Annotated in this window: 10 protein-coding genes; 3 read left to right on the top strand and 7 right to left on the bottom strand. The window is 71.9% G+C overall.

Annotated features, from left to right (window positions below; all coding sequences use genetic code 11):
* Positions 1 to 139 precede the first annotated feature (139 nt).
* Genes pepN through QMO56_RS06440 form a run of 3 tightly spaced genes read left to right on the top strand, consistent with a single transcriptional unit; the run spans position 140 to position 4,861 of the window.
* A complete protein-coding gene (pepN, locus tag QMO56_RS06430; protein WP_283524275.1) occupies positions 140 to 2,773 on the top strand; it encodes an aminopeptidase N in 2,634 nt (877 codons plus the stop codon).
* A gap of 10 nt (positions 2,774 to 2,783) precedes the next feature.
* On the top strand, positions 2,784 to 3,473 hold the full coding sequence (locus tag QMO56_RS06435) for a response regulator transcription factor (RefSeq protein WP_283524276.1): 690 nt from the start codon (positions 2,784 to 2,786) through the stop codon (positions 3,471 to 3,473).
* An 8-nt stretch (positions 3,474 to 3,481) separates the two neighbouring features.
* Positions 3,482 to 4,861, top strand: a complete 1,380-nt coding sequence (locus tag QMO56_RS06440) for a HAMP domain-containing sensor histidine kinase (protein WP_283524278.1) — start codon at positions 3,482 to 3,484, stop codon at positions 4,859 to 4,861.
* 16 nt (positions 4,862 to 4,877) lie between these two features.
* On the opposite strand, the gene QMO56_RS06445 is transcribed toward QMO56_RS06440, so the two are convergent.
* From QMO56_RS06445 to QMO56_RS06475, 7 genes are all read right to left on the bottom strand, one after another.
* A complete protein-coding gene (locus tag QMO56_RS06445) occupies positions 4,878 to 5,903 on the bottom strand; it encodes a glycosyltransferase family 2 protein (RefSeq protein ID WP_283524280.1) in 1,026 nt (341 codons plus the stop codon).
* A 112-nt stretch (positions 5,904 to 6,015) separates the two neighbouring features.
* A complete protein-coding gene (locus QMO56_RS06450) occupies positions 6,016 to 6,210 on the bottom strand; it encodes a hypothetical protein (RefSeq protein ID WP_283524282.1) in 195 nt (64 codons plus the stop codon).
* A 289-nt stretch (positions 6,211 to 6,499) separates the two neighbouring features.
* Positions 6,500 to 7,483 carry an SIS domain-containing protein gene (locus QMO56_RS06455; protein ID WP_283524479.1) on the bottom strand — a complete coding sequence of 328 codons (984 nt, stop codon included), beginning with the start codon at positions 7,481 to 7,483 and terminating at the stop codon, positions 6,500 to 6,502.
* Positions 7,484 to 7,517: 34 nt separating this feature from the next.
* Complete coding sequence (locus tag QMO56_RS06460) at positions 7,518 to 8,270, bottom strand: 3-deoxy-manno-octulosonate cytidylyltransferase (protein WP_283524283.1); 753 nt, start codon at positions 8,268 to 8,270, stop codon at positions 7,518 to 7,520.
* Between the two features lie 551 nt (positions 8,271 to 8,821).
* The gene (locus QMO56_RS06465; RefSeq protein WP_283524285.1) at positions 8,822 to 11,923 is read right to left on the bottom strand and encodes an efflux RND transporter permease subunit; all 3,102 of its coding nucleotides are present in this window, start codon (positions 11,921 to 11,923) and stop codon (positions 8,822 to 8,824) included.
* A gap of 12 nt (positions 11,924 to 11,935) precedes the next feature.
* Positions 11,936 to 15,037 (bottom strand): efflux RND transporter permease subunit, encoded by a 3,102-nt coding sequence (locus tag QMO56_RS06470; protein ID WP_283524287.1) that lies wholly within the window; start codon positions 15,035 to 15,037, stop codon positions 11,936 to 11,938.
* Positions 15,034 to 16,326, bottom strand: coding sequence for an efflux RND transporter periplasmic adaptor subunit (locus QMO56_RS06475; RefSeq protein WP_283524289.1), 1,293 nt, complete (start codon positions 16,324 to 16,326; stop codon positions 15,034 to 15,036). The genes QMO56_RS06470 and QMO56_RS06475 overlap by 4 nt, the downstream gene beginning before the upstream one ends.
* Between the last annotated feature and the right edge of the window lie 13 nt (positions 16,327 to 16,339).

Here is a 16,339-nt window from a genome sequence, read left to right on the forward strand (position 1 = left end):
CCGCAGGCCATTGCCGGAACGGTGCCATGCCGGGCCATGCTGCGGGAAGGGTGAATGCGCGGCCCGGGCGGCCCCGCCCTGGGCGCGGGCGGTGGGCGGGGCCATATTGCGGGCCTTCCGCGTGATCCGAGGGCGAGCCATGGCCGAGACCGAACCGCAATCCCCGCCCCCCACCATCCGCCGCGAGGACTACCGCCCGCCCGCCTTCCTGGTGGAGCAGGTGGACCTTCACCTCGCCCTGCATCCCACGGCGACGCGGGTGAAGGCGAAGCTGGCCCTGCGCCGCAACCCCGCGGCCGAGGCCGTGCCCGACCTGGAGCTGGACGGCGAGGCACTGACCCTGGTCGCGGCCCGGCTGGATGGCGCCCCGCTGGGTGAGGGCCGCCTGGCTCACCTGCCCGGCGGCGGGCTGCGCATCACCGGCGTGCCGGAGGCCTTCACGCTGGAGACGGAGGTGGAGATCTCGCCCGAGGCCAACAGCGAGCTCTCCGGCCTCTATCTCTCCGGCGGCAACTACTTCACGCAATGCGAGGCCGAGGGCTTCCGCCGCATCACCTACTTCCCCGACCGGCCGGACGTGATGGCGCGCTACACCACCACGCTGGAGGCCGACCGCGCCACCTGCCCGGTGCTGCTCTCCAACGGCAACCCGGATGGCGCCGGCGAACTGCCCGAGGGCCGCCACTGGGCGCGCTGGGTCGATCCACACCCCAAGCCCTCCTATCTCTTCGCCGTGGTGGCTGGCGACCTCGTCGCGGTGCGGGACCGCTTCACGACGCGCTCCGGCCGCGAGGTCGCGCTCGGCATCTATGTCCGCCGCGGCGACGAGGATGCCTGCGGCCACGCCATGGACGCGCTGAAGCGCTCGATGACGTGGGACGAGGAGACCTACGGCCTCGAATACGACCTCGACGTCTTCAACATCGCCGCCGTCTCCGACTTCAACATGGGAGCGATGGAGAACAAGGGCCTCAACGTCTTCAACACCAAGTACATCCTGGCGCGGCCGGAGACGGCGACGGATGCCGATTACGAGGGCATCGAGACCGTGGTCGCGCACGAGTATTTCCACAACTGGACGGGCAACCGCGTCACCTGCCGCGACTGGTTCCAGCTCTCCCTGAAGGAGGGGCTGACCGTCTTCCGCGACCAGCACTTCACCGCCGACCAGGGCAGCGCCGCGGTGAAGCGCATCGCCGATGTCCGCCGCCTGCGCGCCGCGCAGTTCCCCGAGGATGCGGGGCCGATGGCGCATCCGGTGCGCCCGGATTCCTATGTGGAGATCAACAACTTCTACACCGCCACGGTCTACCAGAAGGGCGCCGAGGTGGTGCGGATGATGCGCCGCCTGATCGGCGAGGCGAATTTCCGCAAGGGCATGGACCTCTACATCCGCCGGCACGACAACCAGGCCGTGACGATCGAGGATTTTGTTCATGCCATGCAGGACGCCTCGGGGATCGACCTTTCCCGCTTCAGCCGCTGGTATGCCCAGGCCGGCACGCCCCGGCTGCGCGTGCGCGACGCCTTCGACGAAGCCAGCGGCCGCTACACGCTCACCCTGTCCCAATCTACTCCGCCCACCGCCGGCCAGCCCGAGAAGCAGCCGGTGCCGATCCCGGTCGCCACGGGGCTGATCGGCCCCGATGGCGCCGAGCTGCCCGGCGCCGGCCTGCTGCTGCTGGAGGAGGCGGAACAGGACTTCACCTTCGAGGGGCTGGGGGCCAGGCCGGTGCCCTCGCTGCTGCGCGGCTACTCCGCGCCGGTGAAGCTCTCCGGCCTCTCGCTGGAGCAACTCGGCTTCCTCGCGGCGCATGACACCGACCCCTTCGTGCGCTGGGATTCGGCGCAGCAATACGCCACGGCCGAGATGCTGCGCCTCGTCGAGGATGTCCGCAGCCAGAAGCCGCTCACCCTGCCGGAAGGGCTGGCCGCCATCTTCGGCGCGGCGCTGGAGCGCGCCCCGGAGGACCCGGCCTTCGCCGCCGAGGCGCTGGCGCTGCCCTCGGAGGATTTCGTCGCCGACCAGATGACGGTGGCCGATCCCGAGGCGATCCACGCCATGCGTCAGTTTTTGCGCGGCGCGCTCGGCACCCGCTTCGCGCCGCGCCTCGCCGAGCTGCACGGCAGGCTGGAGGAGACCGGCCCCTACCGCATCGACGGCGCCTCGATCGGCCGCCGGGCGCTGCGCAATGCCAGCCTCGTCTATCTCGCGCGGGCCGAGGGCGCGGCGGGCGCCGAGGGCCTCGCCCGCGCCGAGAAGCAATTCAACGCCGGCCGCAACATGACCGACGTGCTGGCCGCGCTGCGCGTGCTGGTCGACTCCGACAGCCCGGCGCGCGCCGCGGCGCTGGCGGCGTTCCACGTGAAATGGCGGCATGACGACCTGGTGCTGGACAAGTGGTTCGCCATCCAGGCCAGCGCCCCGCGGCCCGACGCGCTGGAGGCGGTGCGCGCCCTCGTCCGGCATCCGGACTTCGACCTGCGCAACCCGAACCGCGTGCGGTCCCTGGTCGGCGCCTTCGCCGCCGGCAACCCGGCGCGCTTCCATGACGCCTCGGGCGCCGGCTACCGCTTCCTGGCCGACATGGTGATCGCGCTGGATGCCGTGAACACGCAGGTGGCGGCGCGCATGGTCTCGCCGCTCGGGCTGTGGAAGCGGCAGGACGCGGCGCGCGGTGCCCTGATGCGCGCCGAGCTGGGGCGCATCCTGGCGCGGCCCGGCCTCTCCAAGGGGACCTATGAGAAGGTCTCCAAGGGTCTCGCGGCCTGAGGGAGCCGAAATGCGCATCCTGGTGATCGAGGACGATGCCGCCACCGCCGACTACATCGCCAAGGGCCTGGGCGAGGAGGGCTACGTCGTCGATCTCGCGCGCAACGGCAGGGACGGGCTCTATCTCGCGCTGAACGAGCCCTTCGACGTCATCGTCAGCGACCGCATGCTGCCGGGGGCGGACGGGCTCGCCATCCTCCGCGCCCTGCGCGCCTCCGGCATCACCACGCCGGTGCTGATGCTGACGGCGCTGAGCGAGGTGGACCGCCGCGTCGAGGGGCTGGAGGCCGGGGCGGACGACTATCTCGCAAAACCCTTCGCCTTCGCCGAGCTGCGCGCACGGGTGCGGGCGCTGGCCCGCCGTCCCGCGCCGCAGGCGGAGGTGACGGAGCTTACGGTCGGCGACCTGCGCATGGACCTGCTGCGCCGCACCGTCACGCGCGCCAGCCGTGCGGTGGAGCTGCTGCCCACCGAGTTCCGCCTGCTGGAGTTCATGATGCGCCACCCCGGCCAGGTGCTGACGCGCACCCTGCTGCTGGAGAAGGTCTGGGACTTCTCCTTCGACCCCACCACCAATGTGGTGGACGTGCATGTCAGCCGGGTGCGCCGCAAGCTGGAGGCGGGCGGCGAGCCGCCGATGATCCGCACCGTGCGTGGCGCCGGCTACATCCTGGCGCCGCCCGGCGCCGAGCCCGGCTGAGCTGGCGGGTGCCCTGGCTGCGCAGCTTCGCGCCGCGCGTGGCGCTGCTGGTCGGCGCCGTGGTGCTGGTGGCCTCCTTCCTCGGCGCCGGCTGGGGCTGGCTGCGCGCGCAGGAGGCGCTGCGGCGGCAGCTCGACCTCGTGCTGGCGGCCGATGCCGAGGGGCTGCTGCGCGACTACGAGACCTACGGCCTGCGCGGCCTGGCGGATGCGGCCGCGGTCTATGCCCGCCGCGGCGGACCGCTGCGCGTGCTGCTGCTGGCGCCGAACGGCCATCCGATCGCCGGCCGCCTGCCCGGCGCCCCGGCGCGGCTGCGCGGCTTCGCCACCCTGCCGCCGCAGGAGGGCGACAGCCGCCTGCGCGCGCTCGGCGCCATCCTGCCGGACGGCAGCAACCTGATCGTCGCCACCGACCTTGCCCTGGTGGACCGCGCCGCCGCCGCCCTGGCCTGGAGCCCGCCGATCGCCGGCGGGCTGGCGGCGCTGCTGGCGCTGGTGCTGGGCTTCCTGGTGGCACGGCGGCTGGAGCGGCGCCTCGCCGGCATCAGCACCGCCGCCCGCGCCGTCATGGCGGGCGACCTGACCCGCCGCCTGCCCGAAGGCGGCTCCGGCGACGAGTTCGACCGCCTCGCCGCCACCATCAACGCCATGCTGGCGCGCATCGAGGAACTGGTGGCCGAGGTGCGGCAGGTGACGGACGATGTGGCGCACGACCTGCGCTCGCCGCTCTCCCGCCTGCGGCAGCGGCTGGAGGCGGCGCTGGCCCAGGCGCGCGGGCCGGAGGCCGACGCCGCCGTGCTGGAAGGCGCCATCGCCGATCTGGACCAGATCCTCGCCACCTTCGCGGCGCTGCTGCGCATCGCCCGCACCGAGGCGGGGGCAGGCCGGGAGGGCTTCGCCCCGGTGGACCTCTCCACGCTGGTGGAGGGGGTGGCGGAGGTCTATGCGCCGGTTGCCGAGGAGGCCGGCCGCGTCCTGCGCGCCGAGGTGGCGCCGGGCCAGCGCCTGCCCGGCAGCGCGGCGCTGCTGCGCCAGGCGCTCGCCAACCTGCTCGACAATGCGCTCGGCCATGGCAGCGGCACGATCCATGTGGCGCTGCGGCCCGGCCCGGTGCTGACGGTGGCGGATGAAGGCCCGGGCGTCCCGCCGGAGGAGCGGGAGCGCGTGCTGCGCCGCTTCTACCGGCTCGACCGCAGCCGCAACACGCCCGGGACCGGATTGGGTCTCGCCCTGGTGGCGGCGGTGGCGCGGCTGCATGGCGGCCGCGTGGCGCTGGAGGAAGGGCCGGAAGGACGCGGGCTGGGTGTGACGCTCGACCTGCGGGCGGGCGGCGCCTCCACCGGGCGTGGCCTCCCGGAGGCGCCGGCAGGGACCCGGCAGGACCCGTGACCCGGTGCCAGCCGCCTCAGCCCGCCGAGGCCGGTACCGGAAAGCCGCGCTGGCCGCGATGGCGCAGCAGGCTGCGCAGGAAGCCGAGGCCCCAGGCCATGTGCATGACCATGGCCGCCGGCCCCGCCGCCGCCAGCCAGGGGTCGCGCCGGCGAAAGGCGAGCCAGCCGCCCCAGCCCAGGCAAAGCGCGGCATAGAGGGCCGGCACCAGCAGCGCGGGCAGCCAGAAGGGCGCCACCAGCAGGGCCGCGACATTGCCGAGCAGCGCGATGACGGGCGCCATCTGCCGCGGCTTCGGCCGCAGGCGGTGCTTCAGCAGGGTCCGCGCCCGCCCGGCCCCGTGCTTCATGTACTGCCGCGCCAGGGAGGCCAGGTCCTTGCGCGGGAAATAGGTCACGGGATGGTCGGCGCAGAGCCAGATGCGGCCGCCCGCCGCGCGGGCGCGGTGGTCCAGCTCGGCATCCTCGTTGTGGGTGAAGCTCTCGTCATAGCCGCCGACCGAGAGGAAGAAGGCGCGGTCGAAGGCGGCGTGGTGGCCATGGTCCACCCATTCCGAGCGCCGCCCGAGCCGGTGCGCCGAGCCGCCATTGCCGAGCCGGCTGTTCTGCGCCGCCGCGATGCCGCGCTGCATCCCCTCGCGGCCGAGGGTGAGCATCGGCACCACCACCGAGGTCGCTTCCTGCGCGCGCAGCGCCGCGACCACGCCGGTGACGAAGCCGGGCGGGTACCAGGCATGGGCATCGGCCCGCAGCAGCACGCGCGACTCGTGCGCGGCGACCCGCGCGGCCAGGTTGACGGCGGCGGATTGCAGCCGCGCCGGGTTCTCGACGAGGCGGATCTCGGGGTGGGTGGCGGCCATGGCGCGCACGATCCCGGCGGTGCGGTCATGGCTGCCGCCGTCCAGGACCAGGATCTCCAGCCGGTAGGTATCGCCCTGCGTCAGCAGGGATTCCAGGCAGGGGCCGATATAGTGTTCCTCGTTCAGGACGGGAACGGCCAGCGTGATCAGCTCACGCTCCTGCGCGGGTGTAGCGACGGACATGGTCGGTCTGCCTCCTGATCCGGAGGCTCTAACGGACAAGCCCCTCCAAGGGCCAGCGTAACCCTGGCAAAAACCGGCGAGGGGCTGTCACAGATCGGACAGCGCCGGGCGCTCAGAGGGCGAGCAGGAAGCCGATGATGGCCGCCCAGAGCAGGACCGAGAGGAACAGGCCGAAGAGCAGGCCGCGTGCCGGTGAAGGGCGCGCCGCGCCGAGGCGACGCAGATGGCGGAGCAGCTCGGCGAATGGAGAGGCATCTGCCTGCCCGGCGCCACGGGACGACATTTCGGGAAGAGGCATGGGCCGCATGATACGGTCTTCCTTCAGCTCGGCGGTCGGGTTTGGCCTTTCCGAAGCGATGCTCATCCAGGCGGACCTCACAGTGCGGGGTAACTCTCACCAGGAATTTACCCGTTTGTGCACATTTCCGCGAGACCGAAAAGCGCGAAATCGCCTTTCAGGATCATTCGCAGGTTGTGAAGCCTTCGCCGGAAGGACCTGAAGGCGTTGCGGAGGAGCGCCAGGGCACGGAAAGCCGCTCCGCAGCGGCCCGGCGAATCGCATGAAGGATGAGAAAGGCCGCGAGCGGGGCCTGCCCTCAGGCCACGCCGGCGCGCAGCAGGTCGTGGATGTGGAGCACGCCGACGGGGCGGTTTTCCTCGACCACGAAGACCGCAGTGATGGCGGAGCGGTTCAGTTCGGCCAGGATCTGCGGGGCCAGCACGTCAGGCGCGATGGTGCGGGGATGGCGGGTCATGACCTGGCTGACCGGCTGCTCGACGAAGCCGCCGCCCTCGAAGGCGCGGCGCAGATCGCCGTCGGTGATCACGCCGGTCAGCCGCCCCGCCTCATCGACCACGGCGGTGATGCCGAAGCGCTTGCCCGTCATCTCCATGATCGCCCGGGAGAGGGTGGCGGTCTCGGGCACCACCGGCACGGTGTCGCCGCCATGCATCAGGTCGCGCGCCGTGCGCAGCTGCGCGCCGAGCTTGCCGCCGGGATGGAACTGCCGGAAATCCTGCGCCGAGAAGCCGCGCAGCGAGAGCAGGCTCACCGCCAGCGCGTCCCCCATGGCCATCTGCATGGTGGTGGAGGTGGTGGGCGCCAGCCCGTTCGGGCAGGCCTCCGGCATGGTGGGCAGGATCAGCGGGAGGTCGGCCGCCTTGCCCAGCGCGCTGCCGGCGCGCGCCGTGATGGCGATCAGCGGCACCTTGAAGCGCCGGGTATAGGCGACGATGTCGGAGAGTTCCGGCGCCTCGCCCGACCAGGAGAGGGCGATCACCACGTCCTGCTCCTGGATCATGCCGAGATCGCCATGGCTGGCCTCGGCCGGGTGGACGAAATGCGCCGGGGTGCCGGTGGAGGCGAGCGTCGCCGCGATCTTGCGGCCGACATGGCCGGACTTGCCCATGCCGGTGACGATGACGCGGCCGGTGGCGGCGCGCAGGGCCGCGATGGCCCGCTCGAGCGCCTCGCCCAGCGGGCCGTCCAGCGCCCGGCGCAGCGCGGCCAGCCCCTCGGCCTCCAGCTCCAGGGTGCGCCGGGCCGGGGCCAGGATGGTCTCGTCGGTGGTCGGAGCCATGTTCACGGCGCCCTCTGTCCTCCCGGCTGCGGCCTCAGGCCTCGCGGGCCGGTATGGCACGTCCGCGCAGCAGGCCCCGCGCCCGCTCCAGGTCCTCCGGCGTGTCCACGCCGAGCGGCACCTCGGCCACCTGCATGGCGTCGATCCGCATGCCCGCCTCCAGTGCCCGGAGCTGTTCCAGCTTCTCGCGCCGCTCCAGCGGCGAGGGGGGCAGGGCGACGAAGCGGGCCAGCGCCGTCCGGCGCCAGGCATAGAGGCCGATATGGTGGTAGAGTGGCCCCTCGCCCCAGGGCGCGGTGGCGCGGGTGAAGTAGAGCGCGCGGAAGCGCCCGCCGCCGAGCGGCGAGCCGACCATCTTCACCACGGAGGGAGCGGTGCGCTCCTCCTCCCGCACGATCTCGGCCACCGCGGTGCCGAGCGCGACCTCGGCATCGGCCAGCGGGGTGAGCGCGGCGCGCAGCGTGGCGGGCATGACGGTGGGCAGGTCGCCCTGGACGTTCAGCACCGTGTCGAAGCGCCCCTCCGGGTCGATGCGGCCGAGCGCCTCGAAGATGCGGTCGGAGCCGGAGGGATGGTCGGTCCCGGTCAGCACCGCCTGGCCGCCGGCCGCCTGCACCGCCTCGGCGATGGCCGGGGCGTCGGTGGCGATCCAGACCGGCGCGGCATCGGCCTCCACGGCGCGGCGCCAGACATGCACGATCATCGGCTCGCCATGGATGTCGGCCAGCGGCTTGTTCGGCAGCCGCGTGGCGGAGAGCCGGGCGGGGATCAGGACAACCGGGTTCATGCCGTGCGCGGGGCCTCGTCCTGGCGGGTCTCGATGGGCAGGCCGGCGGAGGCCGGGAGCGGCGGAGCCTTTCCGAAGCGGGCCGCGCCGGCTTCGACAATCGGGTCAGGCTTCATCATTCCAGACAGACCGCAGTGCCATGCAGGGCGCAAGCCTTTCGCACGCAGACCGCCGGGAGGCAACGCCGGCCGGCCGGGAAAAGCCCGGGGGAAGAAACTCCCCGGCCTCCTGTCTCCGTCTCGCGGCCTTTGGCGCCTGCTGAGAGGCCACGCCTTTTTTCGAAGAAAAAGAAGGGCGTCCGAGGAAATTCAGGCGTGCCCTCAAAGGCGTGGTTGAAGAAAGGTCGGGGGAGATGAACTCCCCCAGGCCCCATCCTTCTTCCGTCAGTTTTCGGTCGCGCCGATGATGAGGGCCGCTCCCGGCGCGGGCGCGGGCCGTCAGCGCCACCGGACTGATAAAAAAAAGAAGAGGGGGTCTGGGGGAGAATTCATTCTCCCCCGGTTCTGTCCTCCGCCGGATTTGAGAACAGACCCTCATCCCCCCCGGTTCTTTTACTCCGCCGCCGCCATGGCTGGCGCCCGGCGCCGCCGCAGCCGGTCCAGCGCCAGGAAGATGACCGGCGTGGTGTAGAGCGTGAGCAGCTGCGAGACGAGCAGCCCGCCGATGATGGTGATGCCGAGCGGCTGCCGCATCTCCGCCCCGGTGCCGGTGCCCACCGCCAGCGGCACGGCGCCCAGCAGCGCGGCGAGGGTGGTCATCAGGATCGGCCGGAAGCGGTCGCGGCAGGCGGCCAGGATGGCGGCGGTGCTGCCCAGCCCCTCGGTGCGCTCGTGCTCCAGCGCGAAGTCCACCAGCATGATGGCGTTCTTCTTCACGATGCCCATCAGCAGGATGACGCCGATCAGCGCCATCACCGAGAAGGGCGTGTTGGTGGCCAGCAGCGCCAGCAGCGCCCCGAGTCCGGCCGTGGGCAGGGTGGAGATGATGGTCAGCGGATGGATGAAGCTCTCGTAGAGAATGCCGAGCACCAGGTAGATGGAGACCAGCGCCGCCAGGATCAGCAGCGGCTGGGAGCGGCTGAAATCGTTGAAGGCCGCGGCATTGCCGCCATACTGCGAGCGGATGGAGGCAGGCAGCATCGCCGCGCGCTCCGCCTGCTGCACCAGGGCGGTGGCGTCGCTGAGCGCAACCCCCTCGCCAAGGTTGAAGCTGATGGTGGTGGCCGGGAACTGGCCGCGATGCGTGACGCGCAGCGGCGCCACGTCGCGCTCCACATGCGCCAGCGCGCCGAGCGGCACCTGCGTGCCGTCGCCGGCGGGCACGAAGATGCGGTTCAGCTGGGTGGAGGCCTGCTGCAGCGCCGGATCGATCTCCAGCACCACCTTGTACTGGTTGCGGCTGCCGTAGATGGTCGAGACCTGGCGCTGCGAGAAGGCGTTGTTCAGCGCCGTGCTGACATCGTCCATGCCGACCCCGAGCCGGGCGGCGGCGTCGCGGTCGATCACCACGCGGTTGACCAGGCCGGACCGCTCCTGGTCGCTGGAGACGTCGGCCAGCCCCGGCACGGTGCGCAGCTTCTCGACCATGGTGTTGGTCCACTGACGCAGCTCGCCGAGATCGGTGCCGAGCAGGATGTAGGAATAGGAGGCGTTGCCCGGCCGCCCGCCGATGAAGATGTCCTGCTGCGCCCGCAGGAAGGCGTTGACGCCGGGGATGCGCCCGAGCGGCGCGCGCAGCCGGGCGATCACGTCATTGGCGGAGGCGTCGCGCTGCTCGCGCGGCTTGAGGGCGATGTAGAAGCTGGCGGAATTCGTGCCGGCATTCCAGGAACTGCCGCCGATCGAGGCGCCGACGCTGGCCACCGCCGGGTCGCGCAGGAGGATGCGCGTCACCTCCTTCGTCAGCCGTTCCATGGTGGCGAAGGAGGTATCCGGCGCCGCCTGGGCATTGCCGACCAGCAGGCCGGTGTCCTGCTCCGGGAAGAAGCCCTTGGGCACGACGACGTAGAGCCAGACGGTGAGCGCCACGAAGCCGCAGCTGGCCAGCAGCATCAGCCAGCGGAAGCGCAGCACCACGGTGAGCGAGCGCATGTAGCCGCGCACCACCGCGTCCATCATCGCCTCGAAGGCGCGGCCGAAGCGGCCGGGCGGCTTCTCGGCGCCCGAGGGGTCGGGGGGCGGGTCGAGATGGGCCGCGATCATCGGCGTCAGCGTCAGCGCCAGCACCGCCGAGATGCCGACCGCGATGGCCAGCGTGGCGGAGAACTCGCGGAAGAAGCGGCCGACCAGCCCGGGCATGGCCAGCAGCGGGATGAACACCGCGATCAGCGAGAGGGTGATCGAGACGATGGTGAAGCCGATCTGCCGCGCACCCTCCAGCGCCGCCTGGAAGGGGGGCATGCCGCGCTCGCGCATCCGCGCCATGTTCTCGATCATGACGATGGCGTCGTCCACCACGAAGCCGACCGAGATGATCAGCGCCATCAGCGAGAAGTTGTTGAGCGAATAGCCCATCATCCAGATGACGAAGAGCGTGCCGAGCAGCGAGAGCGGCACCGTGGCGCTGGCGGCCAGCGTGGGCCCGAGCCGCCGCAGGAACAGCGCCACCACGCCGACCACCAGCGCGATGGTGACCAGAAGCGTGAACTGCACCTCCTCCACGCTGGCATGGATGGTGCCGGAGCGGTCGCTCATGATGTCGATACGGACGCCCCCCGGCACCCAGCGATCAAGCTGCGGCAACAGCGCCTTCACCCCGGCCACCACGTCCAGCACATTGGCGTCGGCCTGCTTGAAGACCATCATCAGGATGGCCGGGCGCTCGTTGAACCATGCCGCCTGCCGGCTGGAGCGCGTGCCGTCGCGCACATCCGCGACCTGGGAGAGCCGCGTGATGCTGCCATCGGCGCTCTTCACCACCAGCGTGCGGTACTGCTCGGCGCGGCTGATGCGGTCGTTCACCGAGAGCATGGCCGACTGCTCCGGCCCCTCGATGCTGCCGACCGGCTGCGTCACGTTGGCACTGGTGATCGTGGTGCGGATGTCATCCAGCGAGATTCCCGCGGCGGCCGCGGCATCCGGGTTCACCGCGACCCGCACCGCCGGCTGGTCGGCGCCGCCCACCTGCACCTGCGCCACGCCCGAGATCTGCGAGAGCCGCTGCGCCACGATGCTGTCCGCCACGTCGTAGAGCGCGGTGGAGCGCATCGTCTCCGAGGTCATGGCCAGGATCAGCACCGGCGCGTCGGCCGGGTTGATCTTGCGCACCTGCGGCGGGTTGGGCAGGCCGGAGGGCAGGTCCTCGCGCGCCGCGTTCACCGCCGCCTGCACGTCGCGCGCCGCATCCGCCTGGCTGCGCGAGATGTCGAACTGGATGATGATGTTGCCGCTGCCGGTCGAGGCATTGGCGGTCATCTCCGTGATGCCGGCGACCTCGCCGATGCGCCGCTCCAGCGGCGCCAGCACCGTCGCCGCCAGTGTCTCCGGGTTGGCGCCGGGCTGGCTGACGCTGACGAAGAGCGTCGGGATATCGACGCGCGGCATGGAGGAGACGGGAAGCTGCCGCAGCGCCACCAGCCCGGCCAGCGCCAGGCCCAGCGCCAGCAGCATGGTGCCGATCGGCCGCCGCAGGAAGGGCGCGGAGATCGAGAACATCGCCCGTCCCCCCTATTCCGCCGGCGCCGCCTGCGGATCGCGCCCCTGCCACCAGCGCTGCACCCGCGCCCGCGCCGCCTCCAGCGCCAGGTAGATGGCCGGGGTGGTGAACAGCGTCACGAGCTGGCTGAGCAGCAGCCCGCCGACGATGGAGACGCCGAGCGGCAGCCGCAGCTCCGAGCCCGTGCCGGAGCCCAGCATCAGCGGCAGGGCGCCGAGCAGCGCCGCGGCGGTGGTCATCATGATCGGCCGGAAGCGCAGCAGCGCCGCCTCGACGATCGCCTCGCGCGGCGCCATGCCGTGGTCGCGCTGCGCCTCCAGCGCGAAGTCGATCATCATGATGGCGTTCTTCTTGACGATGCCCATCAGCAGGATGATGCCGATCAGCCCGACCACCGAAAGGTCCAGCCCCCAGAGCTGCAGCGCCAGCAGCGCGCCGATGCCGGCCGAGGGCAGGGTGGAGAGGATGGTGATGGGATGGATGACGCTCTCGTAGAGCACGCCCAGCACGATGTAGATCACCACCACCGCCGCCAGGATCAGCCAGGGCTGGCCGGAGAGGGAGGCATTGAACTCCGCCACGTCGCCGGCGAAGCGGCCGGCGACGCTCTCCGGCAGGCCGATCTCCTGCTCGGCGGCCTGGATGGCCTCCACCGCCTGGCCGAGCGACATGCCATCCGCCAGGTTGAAGCTGACGGTGACGGCGGGGAACTGGTTCTCCCGCGTCACCAGCAGCGGGCCGCTGGTGCGGGTGAAGCTGGCGATCTCGGCGAGCGGGATCTGCGCGCCGTCGGTGCCGGCGACGCGGAGCTGGCCGATCGCCGTCGGGTCCTCGCGCAGCCGGTCGGAGGCTTCCAGCACCACGCGGTACTGGTTGCTCTGGCCGTAGATGGTGGAGATCTGCCGCTGGCCGAAGGCGTTGTAGAGGACGTTGTCCACCGCCTGCATGGTCACGCCGAGGCGCGCCGCGCGGTCGCGGTCCACCTGGATGGCCAGCCGCACGCCGTCCTCCCGCTGGTCGGTGGCGACGTCGCGCAGGCCGGGAATCGCGCGCAGCCGGGCCACCACGCGCGGCGCCCAGAGCGAGAGGGTGGCGGCATCGGCGTCGGTCAGCGTGTACTGGTACTGCGTGGTGCTGACGCGCGGGCTGATCTGGATGTCCTGCACCGCCACCGGATAGGCCACGGCGCCGGGGATGGCGTCGAGCTTCGGCTGCAGCCGGGCGATCACGCCCTGCGCGTCCAGGTCGCGCTCGTCGCGCGGGCGCAGCACGGCGGTGATGCGGCCGGTGTTCTGCGCCGGGTTCAGCGCGCCCGCGCCCGCCACGGCAGTGACGGCGGCCACCGCCGGGTCGGCCTGCACCACGGCCGCCACCCGCTGCTGGATCTCGGCCGAGCGCGGGAAGGAGGTGTCCTGCGGCGCCTCGGTCATGATCTGGATGAGGCCGGTGTCCTGCACGGGCAGGAAGCCCTTCGGCATCACCACGTAGAGCCAGGCGGTCAGCGCCACGGTGGCGGTGGCCACCAGCAGCATCAGCCCCTCATGCCGCATGGTGACGCCGAGCGCCCGGCCATAGGCCAGCCGCAGCCGCTCGAAGCCGCGCTCGAAGCCGGCCGCCACGCGGGAAGGGCGGTGCTCGGCGCGCAGGACGAGGGCACACATCATCGGCGTCAGCGTCAGCGAGACCACCATGGAGACCAGCACGGCGGCGGTCAGCGTCTCCGCGAACTCGCGGAACAGCCGCCCCACCACGCCCTCCATGAACAGCAGCGGGATGAAGACGGCGATCAGCGAGAGCGTCAGCGAGACGATGGTGAAGGCGATCTGCCGCGAGCCCGCATAGGCCGCGGCCAAGGGCTTCTCGCCCTTCTCGATCAGCCGGACGATGTTCTCGATCATGACGATGGCGTCGTCCACCACGAAGCCCGTCGCGATGGTCAGCGCCATCAGCGAGAGGTTGTCGAGCGAGTAGCCCATGACCGCCATGATGCCGAAGGTGCCGATGATGGAGAGCGGCAGCGAGACCGCCGGCACCAGCGTCGCCCGCCCGCTGCCGAGGAAGAAGTAGATCACGCCCACCACCAGCGCGACCGAGAGCACCAGGGTGAACTGCACCTCGTGCACCGAGGCGCGGATCGTCTCCGTGCGGTCCGACACCACGGTGAGCTGCGCGCCCGCCGGGATGGCGCTCTCCAGCTGCGGCAGCAGGGTGCGGATGCGCTCCACCGTCTGCACGATGTTGGCGCCGGGCTGGCGCTGCACGTCGATCAGCACGGCGGGGTGGCCGTTGAACCAGGCGCCGTTGCGCTCGTTCTCCAGCGACTCCACCGCCTCGCCGACGTCGCGCAGCCGCACCGGGGCGCCGCTCTGCCAGGTCAGGATGATGTCGCCGAACTCGGCGGGGGTGGTGATCTGGTCGTTGGCGAGGATCGAGGAGGCCTGGCGCGGCCCGTCCAGCGAGCCTTTCGGCGAGTTCTGGTTGGCCGCGGTGATCGCCGTCCGCACCGTCTCCAGCCCGATGCCGTAGGCCGCGAGCCGCAGCGGATCGACGCGCAGCCGCACGGCGGGACGCATGTTGCCCTGCACCGTGACGCGGCCGACGCCCGTCGCCTGGGAGAGCTTCTGCGCCAGCAGCGTGTCGGCGGTGTCGGAGAGCCGCATGATCGGCAGGGTGTCGGAGGTCAGCGCCAGCGTGATCACCGGCGGATCGGCCGGGTTCACCTTGGAATAGACCGGCGGATAGGGCAGCGAGGAGGGCAGCGTGCCGCGCGCCGCGTCCAGCGCCGCCTGCACGTCCTGCGAGGCCTCGTCGATGCTCTTGTCCAGCCGGAACTGCAGGGTGATGCGGCTGACCCCCGGCCCGCTGACCGAGGACATCACCTGCAGCCCCGAGATCTGCGCGAACTGCCGCTCCAGCGGCGCGGTGATCAGCACGGCGGCGGTGTCGGGCGAGGCGCCGGGAAGCTGCGTCGTCACCTCGATGGTGGGGAAGTCCACCTCCGGCAGCGAGGAGACCGGCAGGCGGAGATAGCCGAAGATCCCCGCCAGCAGCACCGCGATGGCCAGCAGCGTGGTGGCGACGGGCCGGGCGATGAAGGGGGCGGCGATGTTCACGGCGTGCTCCGGCCGGCTTCCGCCGCGCGGCGCGGCCGGCTGCGCCCCTGCTCCGCCGAGGGCTGGCCCTCCCCTGGCGCCGCGCCCCCCGGCGTGGTGCCCTCGGGAACGGCGATCCGGCTGCCCGGGTTCAGCCGCAGCGCGCCGGAGGTGACGACGCGCTCGCCCGGCTGCAGCCCCTCGCGGATGACGGCCTCGGAGCGGGTCACGGCGCCGAGCACCAGCGGGCGCTGCTCCACCGTGTCGTCGGGCTTGGCGACGAAGGCGAAGGCGCCGTTCGGTCCCTGCTGCACCGCCACCAGCGGGATCACGGTGGCGTTCGGCACGGTCTCGATCTGCAGCCGCAGGCTGACGAAGGCACCGGGCCAGAGGCGGGTGCCCTCATTGGGGAAGACGGCCTTGACCTTCACCGTGCCGGTGGCGGAATCCACCTGGTTGTCCACCGTCATCACCGTGCCGCGGGCCGGCGCCTCGGGCTGGGCGACCGGCTGGCTGGCGGTGCCGCCGCTGCTGGGGACGGTCTCCACCGCCACCGGTCCGGCGGCCATGGCGCGCCGCAGCCGCGGCAGCTCGGCCTGCGGGATGGTGAAGCTCACCCCGATCGGCCGCATCTGCGTGATGCTGACGATGCCGGTGGTGTCGCCGGCGCTGACCAGGTTGCCCGGGTCCACCTGCCGCAGGCCGACACGCCCGTCGAACGGCGCGCGGATGGTGGTGTAGTCGAGCTGGGCCTTCGCCGTGTCGATGCTGGCCTGGTCCTGCGCCACCTGCGCCTCGTACATCGCCACCTGGGCGCGCTGGGTGTCCACCTGCTGGCGCGTCACGCCATTGGCGGCGAGCAGCCCCTGGTAACGCTTCAGGTCGGTGCGGGCATTCTCCAGCTGCGCCTGGTCATAGGCCTTCTTCGCCTGCGCCTGGGCCAGGGCGGCGACATAGGTGCGGTCGTCGATGCGGGCCAGCACCGCGCCGGCCTGCACCTCCTGCCCCTCGCGGAACAGCACCTCGGTGAGCTGGCCGGTGACCTGCGAGCGCACCGTGACGCTGTTGAGCGCCTGCACCGTGCCCAGCGCGTCGAGGGTGAGCGGCAGGTCCTTCCGCTGCGCCGCCGCCACCGTGACCGGCACGGGGATGCCGCCGCGCCCGCGCCCGCCGGGCTGGCCGGGCGTGGTCTGCGCGGCGCTGCGTTCGGCCGGCATGGCCTCCTGGCGCTGCTGCCAGACATAGGCCCCCGCTCCGGCGCCGAGCGCCAGGACGGTGAGGGTGACGAGCAGAATACGGGAGCGGGCCATCATGGGATCCGGG

The sequence above is a fragment of the Roseomonas sp. E05 genome (genome assembly GCF_030063475.1).
In the GTDB taxonomy this organism is placed as follows: Bacteria; Pseudomonadota; Alphaproteobacteria; order Acetobacterales; family Acetobacteraceae; genus Pseudoroseomonas.